At 64.9% G+C, this 15,833-nt stretch carries 15 protein-coding genes and 2 tRNA genes; 5 read left to right on the plus strand and 12 right to left on the minus strand.

What is annotated here, in order from left to right:
- Positions 1-114: 114 nt before the first annotated feature.
- Positions 115-732 (minus strand): DNA-3-methyladenine glycosylase family protein, encoded by a 618-nt coding sequence (locus ACTIFP_RS07475; protein WP_439568085.1) that lies wholly within the window; start codon positions 730-732, stop codon positions 115-117.
- A 101-nt stretch (positions 733-833) separates the two neighbouring features.
- Between ACTIFP_RS07475 and ACTIFP_RS07480 the strand changes: the two genes are divergently transcribed.
- A complete protein-coding gene (locus ACTIFP_RS07480) occupies positions 834-1,151 on the plus strand; it encodes a 2Fe-2S iron-sulfur cluster-binding protein (RefSeq protein ID WP_439568086.1) in 318 nt (105 codons plus the stop codon).
- A 253-nt stretch (positions 1,152-1,404) separates the two neighbouring features.
- On the opposite strand, the gene rlmB is transcribed toward ACTIFP_RS07480, so the two are convergent.
- Complete coding sequence (gene rlmB / locus ACTIFP_RS07485; protein WP_439568087.1) at positions 1,405-2,172, minus strand: 23S rRNA (guanosine(2251)-2'-O)-methyltransferase RlmB; 768 nt, start codon at positions 2,170-2,172, stop codon at positions 1,405-1,407.
- Between the two features lie 80 nt (positions 2,173-2,252).
- Between rlmB and ACTIFP_RS07490 the strand changes: the two genes are divergently transcribed.
- Positions 2,253-2,338, plus strand: a tRNA-Tyr gene (locus ACTIFP_RS07490).
- A gap of 36 nt (positions 2,339-2,374) precedes the next feature.
- Here the strand turns inward: ACTIFP_RS07490 and ACTIFP_RS07495 are convergent.
- From ACTIFP_RS07495 to ACTIFP_RS07510, 4 genes are all read right to left on the minus strand, one after another.
- Entirely contained in the window at positions 2,375-4,483 is a 2,109-nt protein-coding gene (locus tag ACTIFP_RS07495; protein WP_439568088.1) for a prolyl oligopeptidase family serine peptidase, read from the minus strand.
- A 150-nt stretch (positions 4,484-4,633) separates the two neighbouring features.
- Positions 4,634-5,056, minus strand: a complete 423-nt coding sequence (locus ACTIFP_RS07500) for a DUF4112 domain-containing protein (protein ID WP_439568089.1) — start codon at positions 5,054-5,056, stop codon at positions 4,634-4,636.
- Positions 5,057-5,096: 40 nt separating this feature from the next.
- Positions 5,097-6,584 carry an ABC transporter substrate-binding protein gene (locus ACTIFP_RS07505; protein ID WP_439568090.1) on the minus strand — a complete coding sequence of 496 codons (1,488 nt, stop codon included), beginning with the start codon at positions 6,582-6,584 and terminating at the stop codon, positions 5,097-5,099.
- A 92-nt stretch (positions 6,585-6,676) separates the two neighbouring features.
- Positions 6,677-6,762: transfer RNA gene (locus ACTIFP_RS07510), tRNA-Leu, on the minus strand.
- An 89-nt stretch (positions 6,763-6,851) separates the two neighbouring features.
- On the opposite strand from ACTIFP_RS07510, the gene ACTIFP_RS07515 reads away from it, so the two are divergent.
- Both ACTIFP_RS07515 and ACTIFP_RS07520 read left to right on the plus strand, forming a co-directional pair.
- Positions 6,852-7,790, plus strand: a complete 939-nt coding sequence (locus ACTIFP_RS07515; RefSeq protein ID WP_439568091.1) for an ABC transporter ATP-binding protein — start codon at positions 6,852-6,854, stop codon at positions 7,788-7,790.
- On the plus strand, positions 7,787-8,554 hold the full coding sequence (locus ACTIFP_RS07520; protein ID WP_439568092.1) for an ABC transporter permease: 768 nt from the start codon (positions 7,787-7,789) through the stop codon (positions 8,552-8,554). Before ACTIFP_RS07515 ends, ACTIFP_RS07520 begins: the two co-directional genes overlap by 4 nt.
- 7 nt (positions 8,555-8,561) lie before the next feature.
- Here the strand turns inward: ACTIFP_RS07520 and ACTIFP_RS07525 are convergent, their stop codons facing one another.
- Positions 8,562-9,047: a MarR family winged helix-turn-helix transcriptional regulator gene (locus tag ACTIFP_RS07525; RefSeq protein ID WP_439568093.1), complete on the minus strand. Its 486-nt coding sequence runs from the start codon at positions 9,045-9,047 to the stop codon at positions 8,562-8,564.
- A gap of 151 nt (positions 9,048-9,198) precedes the next feature.
- Here ACTIFP_RS07525 and ACTIFP_RS07530 point away from each other — a divergent pair, with 151 nt between their 5' ends.
- On the plus strand, positions 9,199-10,659 hold the full coding sequence (locus ACTIFP_RS07530) for a serine hydrolase (RefSeq protein WP_439568094.1): 1,461 nt from the start codon (positions 9,199-9,201) through the stop codon (positions 10,657-10,659).
- 190 nt (positions 10,660-10,849) lie between these two features.
- On the opposite strand, the gene ACTIFP_RS07535 is transcribed toward ACTIFP_RS07530, so the two are convergent.
- The 5 genes from ACTIFP_RS07535 to aroA form a co-directional block, all read right to left on the minus strand.
- Positions 10,850-11,128: an integration host factor subunit beta gene (locus ACTIFP_RS07535; RefSeq protein ID WP_439568095.1), complete on the minus strand. Its 279-nt coding sequence runs from the start codon at positions 11,126-11,128 to the stop codon at positions 10,850-10,852.
- A 204-nt stretch (positions 11,129-11,332) separates the two neighbouring features.
- Positions 11,333-13,045, minus strand: a complete 1,713-nt coding sequence (gene rpsA, locus ACTIFP_RS07540; RefSeq protein WP_439568096.1) for a 30S ribosomal protein S1 — start codon at positions 13,043-13,045, stop codon at positions 11,333-11,335.
- 272 nt (positions 13,046-13,317) lie between these two features.
- Positions 13,318-13,947: a (d)CMP kinase gene (locus ACTIFP_RS07545; RefSeq protein ID WP_439568097.1), complete on the minus strand. Its 630-nt coding sequence runs from the start codon at positions 13,945-13,947 to the stop codon at positions 13,318-13,320.
- Positions 13,947-14,483 (minus strand): hypothetical protein, encoded by a 537-nt coding sequence (locus tag ACTIFP_RS07550; RefSeq protein ID WP_439568098.1) that lies wholly within the window; start codon positions 14,481-14,483, stop codon positions 13,947-13,949. Before ACTIFP_RS07550 ends, ACTIFP_RS07545 begins: the two co-directional genes overlap by 1 nt.
- Positions 14,480-15,808, minus strand: a complete 1,329-nt coding sequence (aroA, locus tag ACTIFP_RS07555) for a 3-phosphoshikimate 1-carboxyvinyltransferase (RefSeq protein ID WP_439568099.1) — start codon at positions 15,806-15,808, stop codon at positions 14,480-14,482. Before aroA ends, ACTIFP_RS07550 begins: the two co-directional genes overlap by 4 nt.
- Positions 15,809-15,833 lie beyond the last annotated feature (25 nt).

The raw sequence follows: 15,833 nt of genomic DNA on the forward strand, positions 1-15,833 counted from the left end.
GACCTTTCAGGCCCATTTGAACGCCGCAAAGATACTAGTGCCGGATCGCCGCGCCATGGGTGGAGCCCAACTGAGCAATAGCTTGCTCCATCAGGGTTACCGGAGAAAAGCATTTCAAATCACCGCCATATTGTAGCAATGCCAGCTGAAAATCGCCGCGGCGCCGCGGTGGGGGCGCCAGGGTTCGGCGAGTTCGCGCGCGGCCTTTTCGCTCGGCCTTGCGCCGAGCTGGAGGATGCGGCCGACGGCTTCCTGGACCGCCAGGTCGCCGGCGGGCCAGATGTCGGGGCGTCCCTCGGCGAACAGCAGATAGATTTCGGCCGACCAGCGGCCGATGCCCTTGACCTTGGTGAGCAGCGCGATCGCTTCTTCGTCGTCGGCGGGCAGGGCGTCGAATTTCAGTTCGCCGTCGAGGATCAGTTGCGCGAGGCTTTTCGCATAGCCCTGTTTCTGGCCCGACAGACCGCAGGCGCGCAGCGTGTCGAAATCGGCCGCCGCGACGACCTGCGCCGGGCAGCCTTCGCCAAATTGCGCCTCGAGCTTGTTCCAGATCGAAGTGGCGGCGGCGACGCTGACCTGTTGGCCGACGATCGTGCGGAGCAGGGTGGTATATCCCGGCGCCCGGATGCGCGGTTCGGGGTAGCCGGCGTTGCCGAGCGCCCGCGCGAAATTCGCATCATGCGCCGCCAGCGCGTCGATTCCGGCGTTCAGCTGCTCCTGCGTCAGGCCCATATCATATTCCCCTTTTGTTCCTTTGGCTATCACTAGCAGTGCTTGATTTGCCGCGCAACGCGCGACATAGCGCCAGCGACAGAGAAGATATGGGGACTAGCATGGCCAAGCTGATTGTAGTGACGCGTGACGGAACCGAACATGAGATCGAAGGCGACACCAGCCTGACGGTGATGGAAAATATCCGCGACGCCGGGTTCGACGAACTGCTGGCGCTGTGCGGCGGTTGCTGTTCGTGCGCGACGTGCCATGTCCATGTCGAGGCGGGGGCGACCGACCAGCTGCCCGCGATGAGCGAGGACGAGAACGACCTCCTCGATTCGACCACCGACCGCGATGCGGGCTCGCGCCTGTCGTGCCAACTGCCGTTCAGCGAAGCGCTCGACGGGTTGAAGGTGCGGATCGCGGCGGAGGATTAAAACCGTCGCCCCAGCGGAAGAGTGAAGGGTCGGATTGTCCCCCGGACAACCCTTGGACATGCCGGGGGCATGTCCAACCCTTCACTGGCCGCAAGCGGTTTACGCAGCATTGCACTTTTGTTCCCCGGCGAAGGCCGGGGTCCAGAGCGCAACAGGGCAACGCTTGCTCTCTAACGCCCTGGACCCCGGCCTTCGCCGGGGAACAAGATGGATTGTGGTTGCCAACGGCCCCCCGCCTCCGCGGGGCGACGATTTACTTTGCCGCCGTCGCCACCGCATAGAGCGCGATCGCCGCGGCGTTCGAGATATTCAGGCTTTCCATGCGCGGCGAGATCGGCAGTTTTGCCAGCACGTCGCAATGTTCCATCACATTGTGGCGCATTCCGTCGCCTTCAGAACCGAGCACCAGCGCGACGCGGCTGCCGTCGAGGGTCGAGCCGAGCGTCGTTTCGGTGTCGCCCATCAGCCCGATGCGCCAATATTGCGCCTCGGCGACTTCTTCGAGCGCGCGCGACAGGTTGACGACGCGGATCCACGGCACGATTTCGAGCGCGCCCGACGCCGAGCGCGCGATGACGCCGCTTTCGGGCGGGCTGTGGCGGTCCTGGGTGATGATCGCCGCGGCGTCGAACGCGGCCGCCGAGCGCAGCACCGCGCCGATATTGTGCGGGTCGGTGACCTGGTCGAGGACGATGAGCGGGCGGCAGCTGTCGGCATCGACCTCGGCCTGCAACAAATCGCCCAGATAGACGCCCTCGAGCGGGTCGACCTCGATCACCAGCCCCTGATGCGGCGCGTCGCGCGCGACGAGTCGCGCGAGGTCGGTGACCTCGGCATAAGAAATGGGAACGACCGGCGGCAGGTCGAGCTCGCCGAGCGCGTCGCGGGTGCCCCAGATGCGCTTCACGGTGCGTTCGGGGTTGGCGAGCGCGGCGAGGACGGCGTGGCGGCCCCAGAAGCGAATGGCCTGACCGCGCGGGCTTTGACCGGCGGGGCGGCGATGACGGGAAAATTGACGCATAACGACGCGCCTTTCCCACGACTGCCATTGACAGGCAAGCATCGTTTCGCCATTGGACCGCTTCCCAAAGCGGACCCCATGGACAGGTGGCCGAGTGGTTAAAGGCAGCAGACTGTAAATCTGCCCGGGTTTCCGTACGCTGGTTCGAATCCAGCCCTGTCCACCACCGCCCCGAGGGGCGGGCGCCTCGACCCCAACGGCGCTATTTCTTCTCCACCAGTTCGCGCAGCAGGAAGGCGTGGAGCATCGCGGCGCGCACCGCGTCCTCGGCGTGATCGGCGCCGACCGAATGGCCGCCCTCGACATATTCGTGGTAATAGACCGCGTTGCCCAGTTCCTTGAGCCGCGCGGCATATTTGCGCGCATGGCCGGGGTGGACGCGGTCGTCCTTGGTCGACAGATAGAGGAAGATCGGCGGATAGGTCACGCCCCTACGCAGCGCCTGATAGGGCGAATATTTCGACAGAAACGCCCAGTCGGCGGGAACGTCTGGATCGCCATATTCGGCGACCCATGATGCCCCGGCGAGCATCTTGTCATACCGCCACATATCCTTGAGCGGCGAGCCCGAGATCACCGCGCCGTAAAGATCGGGGCGCTGCGTCATCGCGGCGCCGACGAGGACACCGCCGTTCGAGCGGCCCGAGATGGCGATCTTGCCCTTGGCGCTGATCCCGGTGGCGACGAGATCCTCGGCCACCGCATGGAGATCGTCGAAGCTGTTCTGGCGTTTTTCGCGCAGCGCCGCCTGATGCCAGGCGGGGCCATATTCGCCGCCGCCGCGGATATTGGCGAGGACATAGGCGTTGCCGCCCTCGACCCAGAACAGCCCGAGCGGACCGGCGCGGTACGGCTGGCCCGTCAGGTAGCCCGGCGTCTGCGCGGCGCGGAAGCCGCCATAGGCATGGACGAGCGCCGGAACGGGCCCGGTCGCGCCCGCCTTGCGGACGAGGAAATAGGGGATTTTGGTGCCGTCCTTTGACGTCGCGAAGCGCTTTTCAACGCGCATGTCCTTGGCGTCGAAGGTCGCGGGCAGGCTCTGGACCGGCTGCGGCGCCTGGCCTTCGGACATGGCGTAGAGCGTCGGCGGCGTCAGCATCGTCTCGGCGGTCGCCAGCAGGATGTCGCGCTTGCCGATCGTTCCGGCGATCCCGACGGTGGCGTTGGCGGCGAGCGGCACCTCCTTCTGGCTCCATTTGCCCGTCGCTGCGTCGCGGCGCAGCGCGAACAACTTGCCCTCGACATCGTCGAGCGCCTTGACCCACAGGATAGTGTCGGTGGCCGCGACATTTTCGATCGCCTGTGCCTTGGTCGGGGTCATCGCGGTGACGATCGGCACCTGACGGCCCGCCGCCATGTCGGCGAGCGAGAGCGAGACAAGCGAGCCTGCCGGGATGCCCGACCAATCCTGGTTGAGAAAAATGATGAGCTGGCCGTCGATGACGTCGCGGACGCTCGCGGTGTCGGGAATGATCGTCGAGATATAGCGCGAGGCGTCGATATTCGGCAGCTTGATGTCGGCGGTGTAAAAGGTCTTGCCGCGGCTGATCATCGGCCAGCGCTTGTCGCCGTCGGTAAAGGCAAAGACGTTCATGCCGACGTCTTCGGCTTCGCCCTCGGCGACGGTTTCGGCCGACGCCAGCGGCGTGCCGCGTTTCCAGCGCTTGACGATCCGCGGATAGCCCGACGCGGTCATGCTGCCCGCGCCATAGTCGGTCGCGACGAGCAGGGTGTCGGCATTTTCCCACGTCACGCTGCTTTTCGCCTGCGGCAGGGTGAAGCCGTCCGAGACGAAGCTTTTGGCCGTGCGGTCCCATTCGCGCACGATGTCCGAATCGGTGCCGCCGGGGCTGAGCGAAACGAGGCAGCGTCGGTAGTCGGGCGCGAGGCAGTCGGCGCCGTGCCACACCCAGCTTTGTTTCTCGGCCTTGCCCAGCGCATCGACGTCGATCAGCGTCGTCCACAGCGGCTTGCCCGCGAGATAGGCGTCGAGCGGGCTCTGGCGCCAGATGCCGCGCGGATTCGCGGCGTCGCGCCAGAAATTGGTGATGATATCGCCCATGACTTCACCGGGCATCGCGATCTGGCGATCATCGTCGAGGATGGCGCGGGCGCGCTGGCGGTCGGCCTCGAACCCCGGGCGGGTCGTGATCAGCTCGGCGGTCGCGGCATTTTCCCGGCCCACCCAATCGAGTGCCTTTTTACCCTCGATGTCTTCGAGCCAGAGATAGGGATCGGCGTCCTGCGCGGCGGCGGCGGTGGCGGTAAGCGAACAGCTGAGGGCAAGCGCGGCAAGGCTGGCGCGGATCATCCGATAATCTCCCCTGGGGTGTGGTGGCGCTGTGCTAGCACCGTCACACAGTACAAGGAAGCACCTGTCATCCCGGCCAAGGCCGGGATCTCATCGCTGCGATTTTACTCGACGTCGAGATCCCGGCCTTCGCCGGGATGACAGGAAAAATCACTGATCGATGATGATCGTCCCCGGATGATGCTTGTCGAGATGGCGCTTGATGATCTTGAGATTGCGCGTGTTCGAGCGGAAGAAAAAGTCGAAGGCGTCGCCGACCAGCGGCACCGCGCCGAGCGCGGTGTCGACGCCGAGATTGCCGACCATCCGCCAGATCTTCCATTTCGGCATGCCGAGGTTGCGCGCTTCCCAGATCAGGTAGGCGCCCATCGTCGCGGCGATGACGTCGCCGACGACGGGGACCAGGCCGACGATCGCGTCGAGGCCGACGGGGCGGTTGATGCCGGGGATGACGAAACTGCGTTCGAGCAGGATTTCCAGCGTCTCGACGCGCTTGCGCAGCGCCGCCGGGTCGTTCCGGTTCTGGATCAGCGCGTCGAAAATGGCGTCGGGATTGGGCGGCGAGGGGGCCATGGGCGTGCTTTCCTAAAGCGCCAGTATCGGCGCCATCATTTTAGTTGGGAGCGGCGATGACATGATTCAATGGGTGCTGGGCGCGGGGGTTGGGGCGCAGGCCGGTCAGCCGCTGCGACGCGACCGACCAGCGCAGCGGGGTGGCGAGCGGGATGAAGGGGACGTAGCGGGCGAGCACGACTTCGGCTTCGGTGACCTGCGCAGCGCGCTGGCCGACGTCGATGTTGCGCATCGCCTGTTCGATCAGTTCCTGTGCTTCGCGATTGCACAGCGTATCGCGCCGGCACGACAGACGGCGCAGCGCCCACAGTGCATCGTCATTGGGGGCTACCTCGTCGATCAGGCGGAGGTCGGCGGTCGATGCCATCGCGACGCGGCGGCTGGGCACCCCGATCGCGGCGAAATCGGCGGCGATATAGGCAAACAGGATGCGGCCGCCCGGCGAATCGGGGACCGCGATGCGCAGCGGTTCGATCTCGCGCCCCGCCGCGCGCCAGGCATCGACGACGCGCTTTGCCTGCGCCTGCCGCGACGCATCGTCATAATCGGCCCACGCCGGGCGCAGCGGGGTGGGGCCGCCGTCGCGAACATGCACCGCGGGGCGCAGCGTCAGCTGCGGCTGCCATTCCTCCAGCCCGAAGGCTTCGACCAGCCGCTCGCGCCGGATCGCGCGGGTCAACGCGTCGCGATTGGCGTCGGTCGCCAGAAAGCCTTCGGCGCGGACGAATGACAGGCCGAACAGCCCCGGGGCGGGATCGACAACCAGCCGGGACCGGCCGATGTTCGACGCGGCGAAATAGGGCAGGGTAGAGAAACGGCCGCCGATGACGCCGTCGGCATAGCCATTCTTGAACCGCGCCAGCGCCCCCGCGGGCGAGGTGCCGACAAGCTCGATCGACGCGGCGGGATCGTTCGCGGCGGCTTCGGCGGCCGCCTGGTCTTCGGCGAGCGGGTCGGGGACGGGCGAGAGCAATATGGCGCGGCCGATCTTGCGCGCGCGCATCGGACCCCAGCCCATGCCGCGGTTGACGATCGCCATCGACGGTTGCGCGAGCAGTTCGAGGATCGCGGGCTGCGGCACCGACAGGCGGATTTCGATCACCGTGTCGGTCATCGCCTTGATCGTCTCGATCTCGGGAAAATCGCTTTTCAATATGTGGCGACTGGCGGGGGTGAGATAGGAGCGCAGGATCGCCGCGACATCCTGCGCCGTGACCTTGCGACCGTTGCTCCATTTCGCCTCGCGCAGGCGGAAGATATAGCTTCGCCCGTCGGTCGTCACCGTCCAGCGATCGGCGAGGCCGGTGTCGATCTGTCCCTCGCCATCATAGCTGACCAGCCCCTGCGACGTGGCATCGAGCAGCGCGGTGTTGGCCGCCGACAATTCCCCCGCGAGCGGCGTGGCGGCGGGGTTGAGCGGTCCCATCGCGGCGATTTTGACCGGCCCGCGCTCGCCGAACAGGCCGCAGCTGGCGAGGGTGAGCAGGATGAGGCCCGCCGCGGCGGCGATCGGCCGCCGGTTTTTCACGCTGTCTGCTGTCGGCATCATCGCCCCATCATAGCCATAAGGCGCGAAACCGGAAGGGACATCCGGCGCGCCTGCGGTGCTCACGATGATGATGGTGCGGACGGCGGGACTTGAACCCGCATACCCAGAGGATGGCAGATTTTAAGTCTGCTGCGTCTACCGATTTCGCCACGTCCGCTTGGCCTGCCGGTCAAGCCGATGGGCCGGGGGAGGTCAAGCGCTGTTTGCCGCTTCACCCGGCGACCCCGCTCGGCTAGACGGCGGGGCATGACAGCAGTCCTTGAAATTTCCGGCCTCGGGAAAACCTATAAAAGCGGTCACGTTGCCCTCAGCGATGTCGATCTTTCGATCAACAAGGGCGAGATTTTCGCGCTGCTCGGGCCGAACGGCGCGGGCAAGACGACGCTGATCAGCATCGTCTGCGGTATCGTGACCGCCAGCGCGGGGACGGTGACCGTCGCGGGGCATGACCATGCGCGCGATTATCGTGCGGCGCGCACGATGATCGGGCTGGTACCGCAGGAACTGCACACCGACGCGTTCGAAACGGTGCTGGCGACGGTCAGCTTTTCGCGCGGGCTGTTCGGCAAGCCCAGGGATCCGGCGTTCATCGAACAATTGCTGCGCGACCTGTCGCTGTGGGACAAGCGCACGTCGAAGATCATGGAGCTGTCGGGGGGCATGAAGCGCCGGGTGATGATCGCCAAGGCGCTCTCTCACGAACCCGAAATCCTGTTCCTCGACGAGCCGACCGCGGGGGTCGATGTCGAACTGCGCCGCGACATGTGGCAGATGGTCCATGGGCTGCGCGAGCGCGGGGTGACGATCATCCTGACCACCCATTATATCGAAGAGGCCGAGGAAATGGCCGACCGCGTCGGGGTGATCACCGGCGGGCGGTTGATCCTGGTCGAGGAAAAGCACGCGCTGATCAAGAAACTGGGGCGCAAGACGCTGACGCTCAACCTGGCCGAGCCGGTCGAGGCGGTGCCCGCCGAGCTGGCCGACTGGAATTTGGCGCTGGCGGGCGACGGGCACGAGCTCGTCTATGAATTCGACAGCCACGCCGAGGCGACGGGGGTGCCGTCGTTGCTGCGGCGGATGACCGACATCGGGGTGGCGTTCAAGGATCTGCATACGAAACAAAGCTCGCTCGAGGATATTTTCGTCGGGCTGGTGCATGAAACCAAGGGAGAGGCCGCATGACCGCGAACTGGCGCGGCGTGCGCGCAATCTATGCGTTCGAACTGGCGCGCTTCGGGCGCACCGTGTGGACCAGCCTGGCGCTGCCCGTCATCACCACCGCGCTCTATTTCGTCGTGTTCGGATCGGCGATCGGCAGCCGGATGAGCGAAGTCGGCAGCGTGCCTTATGGCGCGTTCATCGTACCGGGGCTGATGATGCTCACGATGTTCACCGAAAGCATCAGCAACGCGTCGTTCGGCATCTATATGCCGAAATGGACCGGGACGATTTACGAGATGCTGTCGGCGCCGCTGTCGCCGCTGGAAACAGTGATCGCCTATGTCGGCGCCGCGGCGACCAAGTCGGTGATCATCGGATCGATCATCTTTGCGACCGCGCATCTGTTCGTCGACGTCCAGGTCGCGCACCCGCTGCTGATGGTCGGCTTCATGCTGCTGATGGCGGTGACCTTTTGCCTGTTCGGTTTCATCATCGGCATCTGGGCGCAGAGTTTCGAGCAGTTGCAGGTGATCCCGATGCTCGTCATCTATCCGCTGACCTTTTTGGGCGGCGCCTTTTACTCGCTCGACATGCTGCCCGCGGCGTGGCGCACGGTGACCCTGTTCAACCCCGTCGTCTATCTGATCAGCGGCTTTCGCTGGACCTTCTTTGGTCAGGGCGACGTCGGAATCGGGGTGAGCATGGGCGCAGTCGCGCTGTTCCTGGCGCTGTGCCTGGGCGTTATCTTCTGGATGTTCCGTACCGGGTACCGGCTCAAGAACTGACCGTCGATCAGCTGCCGAGGCCGCGCAGCAGGCCTTCCGCTGCGGCGATCTGATCCGCGGTGACCCCGGCGAGCGATTGCCGGGCCAAGGCGAAGCGGCGGTCGATGAGGCCGTCGACCAGTGCGATGCCTTTCGGCGTCAATTTTGCAGACAATCGGCGCCGATCCTGCGGCGAGGTTCCACGCACGATCAGGCCGGCGCTTTCGAGCCGCCGCAAACAGGCGGTCATCGCCCCCGATGTCAGCAATACATTATGTTGTAGCTGGGTCGGGGCGCTTTCATAGGGCGGTCCCGAGCGGCGCAGTGTCGCCAGCACGTCGAAGTCCGAATAGCTCATGCCGTGGGGGCGCAACAACTGCGACACCTCTTGCTCATAAGTGCGGCCGAGCCGGATGATCCGGCCGACGACCTGCATTGCCTCGGCGTCCGACGCGGGCCGCTCGCGCCGCCAGTCGGCGACCAGATTGTCGATCAGATCGGGCGGTGTCGTCATATGTACCGGTGCTTCGTCCGAGGTCATCCGTTGCAATTAATCTTTATATGAAGATAAATCCCTCTGGCAATATTCTGGCGTGGAGATCGATCGAGTGGCTAGTGTGAAGATGACCCGGTTCCATCATGTTTTGCTGTCTTGCGCAGCGTTAATGTCGGTCGCCGCGCCCGTGGATGCCCACGCCAGCGCGGCGCCCGCCGTCGTGCCAGCCCCGCCGCCGTCGCACGCCGATGTCGACAGCGCGAAATGGCAGGCGATGGATGCCTATCTGCAAGCGCAGATGCGGAACGATATGTTCAGCGGCACCGCGCTGGTCGCCCGCGATGGCGCGCCCATCTTCGTCAAAAGCTATGGCATGGCGAATTACGAATTGGGGGCGCCGAACACGGCCGACAATAGCTATCTGCTGGGATCGGTGGTCAAGCAGTTCACCGCGGTCGCGATCCTGCAATTGCAGGAGCAGGGGAGACTGAAGGTCGGCGATCCGATCTGCCGGTACCTGGAAACCTGTCCGAAAAGCTGGCAGGAGATCACGCTGCACCATCTGCTGACCCACACGTCGGGCATCCCCAATTTTACGAGCCTGCCCGGGTGGGACGAGAAACTGGCGATGCTGAGCTACACCCGTCCCGAGCTGATCGCGCTATTTCGCGACTTGCCGCTGGACTTCGCGCCGGGCGAAAAGTTCGACTATTCCAATTCGGGATATACGCTGCTCGGGGTGATTATCGAACGCGTTTCGGGGCAGCGGTACGAGCAATATCTTCACGAGAACATCTTCAAACCCGTCGGCATGGCGCGCACCAATACACGCGAAACGCGCGCGCTCGTGCCCGGCCAGGTGACGGGATATTATTCGGCCGGAACCGATTTTATCAGCGCGCGGCTGGTCAGCCCGACGGTCGACCTTGGCTCCAGCGGCGTCTATTCGACGGTGGGTGATATGTTGCGGTGGGACAGGGCGCTGGCCGCCGATCGGCTGATCTCGCGCTCATCGCGCGACGCGATGTTCACCCCCGACAAGGGCGGCTATGGCTATGGCTGGTTCACGGCCGAAAGACATGGCCGGGCCGCCCAGTTTCATTCGGGCAGCGACAACGGCTTTTCGACCAATATCACCCGCTTTCCGGCCGATGGTTTGACCGTCATCATACTCAGCAACAGCGACCGGACCAACGCGGGGCGGGTGGGCAACGACCTGGCGGCGATCGCCTTTGGTGCCCCGTATAAATTGCCGGTCGAACAACTGGGCGATCTGCTGTGGAATGTCATGCGCGATCGCGGTGTGGCGGCCGCGCTGGCGCACCATGCCGAACTCAAACGCACCGCGCCGACCGCTTATGATTTTGGCGACGAGACGCTCGTCACGATGGGATACGACCTGTTCGAGGTTCGACGGCTGGCCGAAGCGAAGGCGGTATTCGAATATAACCTCCGGCAATATCCGAAGTCGGCGTACAGCTATGACGGGCTCGCCGATATTGCCGCGGTGAAGGGCGACAAGGCCGAGGCAATCGCGATGTTCGACAGGTCGCTCGGCGCCGATCCCAAAAACAGCTACGCGATCGACGGGCTGGCCCGGCTGCGCGCCGACGGTGTAAAAGCCCCCTGACGGGCGAGACACTGGACCGCATGGAGGCCGCCGACAGACCATCGGCGGCTCCATGGTCAGGCCAATGGACAGCCGTGAGCGCCGTGCGGCGGGTGCCTGCGCGCGGTGTTTCGATGTGATTGAAAGCAGGCTGAAACGGACGCAAAGTTAACGCCGGCGAGCGCGCCGACGTTGTTTGCGGACGACGATGTCAGTCGTTCAGGCGCTCGCGCATTTCCTTGCCGGGTTTGAAATAGGGCACATTTTTTGCCTTCACATCGACCGAGGCGCCGGTGCGCGGATTGCGACCGGTGCGCGATTCGCGCGCGCGGGTCGAGAATGCTCCAAAGCCGCGCAGCTCGACGCGGCCCCCCGCCGCAAGCTGATCGACGATGGAATCAAAAAACGTGTCCACGATGCGTTCGACTTCGTCGACCCGCAAATCGCTGTTTTCATTCGCGATCTTCTGAACCAGTTCTGACCGGATCATTGGCTTCCCCTATTATAAATCACGCGTTTCCCGCCGAAGCAGGCGTCCGGTCGTTGCCGGTCCTTTCTTTGCGTGAGACCCCTCCCAACGCGCGCAGAAGGTATCATGAATCACTGTTTGGTCAAAATATATCACTGAAAGAAAAAGGCCCGCAGAGGGACACTCTGCGGGCCTTTTCGTTCGTTTCACTATGCAAGTTTGAAATTAATCTTTCTTGCCGGCTTTCAATGCTTCGCCGAGGATGTCGCCGAGCGATGCGCCCGAGTCCGACGAACCGTACTGAGCCACGGCCTGCTTCTCTTCGGCGATCTGCATCGCCTTGACCGAGAAGTTCGGCTTTTTCGAACGATCGAAGCCGATGACCATCGCATCGAACTTCTGACCGACCTGGTAGCGTTCGGCGCGCTGTTCGTCGCGGTCGCGGCCAAGGTCGGCGCGCTTGATGAAGCCAGTGGCGCCATCGTCGCCAGCCTGGACTTCGAGGCCGTTGTCGCGGACTTCGAGGACGGTGACGGTGACGACGTCGTTCTTCTTCACCGAACCCGCAGCAGCGGCACCGCCGCCAACGGCCGGAGCGCCCTTTTCAAGCTGCTTGATGCCGAGGCTGATGCGTTCCTTCTCGACGTCGACGTCGAGAACGACGACCTGCACGGCCTCGCCCTTGCGGTGGAGGTGCAGCGCTTCTTCGCCCGAGATGCCCCACGCGATGTCCGACATGTGAACCATGCCGTCGACGTCACCCGGCAGGCCGACGAACAGGCCGAATTCGGTCGCGTTCTTGACTTCGCCTTCGACGACCGAGCCGACCGGGTGGGTTTCGGCGAATGCGCCCCACGGGTTCGACTGGGCCTGCTTGAGGCCGAGCGAGATGCGGCGCTTGTCGCTGTCGACTTCGAGGACGATGACGTCGACTTCCTGGCTGGTCGAAACGATCTTGCCGGGGTGGACGTTCTTCTTGACCCACGACATTTCGCTGACGTGGACCAGGCCTTCGATGCCGGCTTCGAGTTCGACGAACGCACCGTAATCGGTGATGTTCGTGACCGTACCCGACAGCTTCGCACCGACGGGGTACTTGGCGGCGACGCCTTCCCACGGATCGCTTTCGAGCTGCTTCATGCCGAGGCTGATGCGCTGCGTGTCGCGGTTGATGCGGATGATCTGGACGCGGACGGTGTCACCGATGTTGATGACTTCGCTCGGGTGATTGACGCGCTTGTAGCTCATGTCGGTGACATGGAGCAGGCCGTCGATGCCGCCGAGGTCGACGAACGCACCATAATCGGTGATGTTCTTGACCGCGCCTTCGATGATCTGGCCTTCTTCGAGGTTGAGGATCAGGCCCGAGCGCTGTTCGGCGCGCGTTTCTTCGAGGATGGCGCGGCGCGACACGACGATGTTGCCGCGGCGGCGATCCATCTTGAGGATCTGGAACGGCTGCGGCAGGTCCATCAGCGGGCCGACGTCGCGCACCGGGCGGATATCGACCTGCGAACCGGGCAGGAACGCCACGGCGCCGCCGAGGTCGACGGTGAAGCCGCCCTTGACGCGGCCAAAGATGACGCCTTCGACGCGGGCTTCCTTGTTGAATTCTTCTTCCAGGCGGTCCCAGGCGGCTTCGCGGCGGGCGCGATCGCGGGACAGCATGGTTTCGCCATTGGCGTTTTCGACGCGGTCGACATAGACTTCGACTTCGTCACCGACATTGATGTCGGCCTTTTGGCCCGGCATGGCGAATTCGCGAAGCGGCACGCGGCCTTCGCTCTTCAGGCCGATGTCGATCACTGCCAGGTCGTTTTCGATCGCGGTCACGGTGCCCTTGACGACACGGCCTTCAAAGCCGCCGTCGGCACCACCCAGCGATTCGTCGAGCATCGCGGCGAAATCGTCGCGCGTCGGGAAAGCCGTAGTGGCCATAGAGATAGTTCCTTACTTCATTTGTTCCGGCCAAGCGGTTGGTTCCGCTGGTCTTGTGGCCGATATGTCCCACACGCCGGATGCGATGCGGAACATCCTTCGGACCAGGACGGACGGGGCAGGGGCAAAGCAAAAAGGGCGCGGCGGGGCAGGCCCGTCACGCCCGACGCCCGGTTCGGGCGGCGGTTGTCCATGCCTCGACCGGCTGTATGGCCCGTCGGACGGGGCGCCTATAGTCCGCAAACCCCGCAAAGGCAAGGTCGAAAGCCCGTTTAGCCGCGGCCCTGTACGCGCGCTTCGACAAAGGCGATCGCCGCTGCAATCGCCGCCTCGCGCGGCATGTCGCTGTTGTCGAGCAGCATCGCGTCGGGCGCGCGCCGCAGCGGCGCGTCGGCGCGCCCGGTGTCGCGCGCATCGCGGGCGTGAACGTCCGCCAGCACCGCGTCATAAGTCACATCGACGCCGCGCGACAGCATCTCGGCATGGCGGCGGCGCGCGCGCACCTCGGCGCTGGCGGTAACGAACAGCTTGGCGTTGGCGTGCGGCGCGATGACGGTGCCGATGTCGCGCCCGTCGAGGATCGCGCCGCCGGGCTGCGCCGCGAAATCGACCTGGCGCTGCAACAGCGCGGCGCGCACCTGCGGGTGCACCGACACCCGGCTGGCGAGGCCGCCGGTGGTTTCGTAGCGGAGCGCGGGATCATCGAGCAGGCTGGCCGGGAAATCGCACGCGGCGAGCGCGTCGGCGGCATTGTCGGCATCGCCATGGTCGAGCTGGGTCTGGTAACCGACGGCGCGATAGAGCAGCCCGGTGTCGAGCACGGGCAGGCGGAAATGTTCGGCGAGCGCGCGGGCGATGGTTCCTTTGCCCGATGCGGTCGGGCCGTCGACGGCGATAATCATCAGTTGCCCTGAAATGCGTCGATGCGCACGAATGTCAGCCGGTTGTCGGGACCGAACAGCAATTTGATCCAGCCGTCGGGCTTGAACGACCCGCCGCACGACGAGATGCCGTCGCCTTCGCCGGCCTGGCCGGGTTCGAGGCAGTCGATCGCGATTTCGGGCAGGAAGGCGCGGACGCGCGCCATGACCTCGGGCCGCGCGCGGGCGGTACCGATATTCAGCGCGGCAATGTCGCGGTTGCCAACTTCGGCCGCGTTGATAATTTTGATGGCGACGGCCTCACCGAAAATGATGTGGCGGACACCGGCGCTGTCCTGCCATTCGCAATCTATCGCAGTTTCCGTGCAATCCTGTTCGTTGACCAACCGCCCGATTACTTTCGGATCGGTCACTTGATTCAGCGCGAAGCGCGAAAAGCTGGTATCGGCGCGCACCAAGGGATCGGCGATGGCGGGCTTGCCATGCGCGCCGACGGCACTGATCAGCAGCGCGGCGATGGCCAGCGCCGATGCGGCAGCTTTGCGATGGATCGTCATGACTGCAATTCTCCCAACAGGCTCTCAAAGTTGGGAAAGCTTGTCGCCACCGGGGCCATGTCGTCAATCGTCACCGGTGACCCGGTGACAAGTCCGGCAATGGCAAAGCTCATGCAGATGCGGTGGTCGAGATGGCCGGCGATCGTTGCGCCGCCGGGCAGCGGATCGCCGCCGGTGCCGTCGATGACCAGCCCGTCCTCGCTTTCGCTGACGCGCGCTCCGATCGCCTTGAGGCCGGTCGCCATCACCGCGAGGCGGTCGCTTTCCTTGACGCGCAGTTCGTCGAGGCCGGTGGTTGTCGTGCGGCCCTGTGCCAGGGCCGCGGCGACGAACAGGATCGGGAATTCGTCGATCATGCTGGGCGCGACCGCGGGATCGACATCGATACCGGTGAGCGCGCTGTGGCGGACGCGGAGGTCCGCGACGGGCTCGCCGCCGACGTCGCGCGGATCGATCAGTTCGATGGCGCCGCCCATCTGGCGCAGCACGTCGATCAGCCCGGCGCGCGTCGGGTTCAGTCCGACATTGGCGATCGTGATGTCCGAACCGGGGACGAGCAGCGCCGCGACGATGAAAAACGCCGCCGACGACGGATCGCCGGGAACGATAATCGTCTGCGGTTTGAGCTCGGCTTCGCCAGTGATGCGAATGTGGCGGGTGCCGTCGGCACCCAATTCGACGGACAGGTCGGCGCCGAAGCCGCGCAGCATCCGTTCGCTATGGTCGCGGGTGGGGACGGGTTCGATGACTTCTGTGATCCCGGGGGTGTTGAGCCCGGCGAGCAGCACCGCGCTTTTTACCTGCGCCGAGGCGACGGGCAGGCGGTAGGCGAGGGGGACGGCGGGGGCGAGGCCGCGCACCATCAACGGCAGGCGGCCGCCGGGCGAGGCGGAGATGTCGGCGCCCATTTGCGACAAGGGGTCGATGACGCGGCCCATCGGGCGGCCCGACAGGCTGGCGTCGCCGATGAAGGTCGCGGTGATCGGGTGGCTGGCGACCAGGCCCATCAGCAGCCGGGTCGAGGTGCCGCTGTTGCCCATGTCGAGCGCTTCGCGCGGCTGGAGCAGCCCGCCGACGCCGACGCCGTCGATCACCCATTCGCTGTCGGGGCGGCGTTCGATGCTGGCACCCATCGCCCGCATCGCGGCAGCCGTTGCCAGCACGTCATGGCCTTCGAGCAGGCCGGTAACGCGGCTTGTCCCGACCGCCAGCGCCGACAACATCAGCGAGCGATGCGAGATGCTTTTGTCGCCTGGAATCGCGATCCGGCCCTGGAGCGGGACGGAGGTGGAAAAGCTGCGCGGGGTGGCGGTTTGATCGATCATGGCGAGCGGCTTTTGACAGCGCCCT

Source organism: Sphingopyxis sp. (assembly GCF_051861155.1).
In the GTDB taxonomy this organism is placed as follows: domain Bacteria; phylum Pseudomonadota; class Alphaproteobacteria; order Sphingomonadales; family Sphingomonadaceae; genus Sphingopyxis.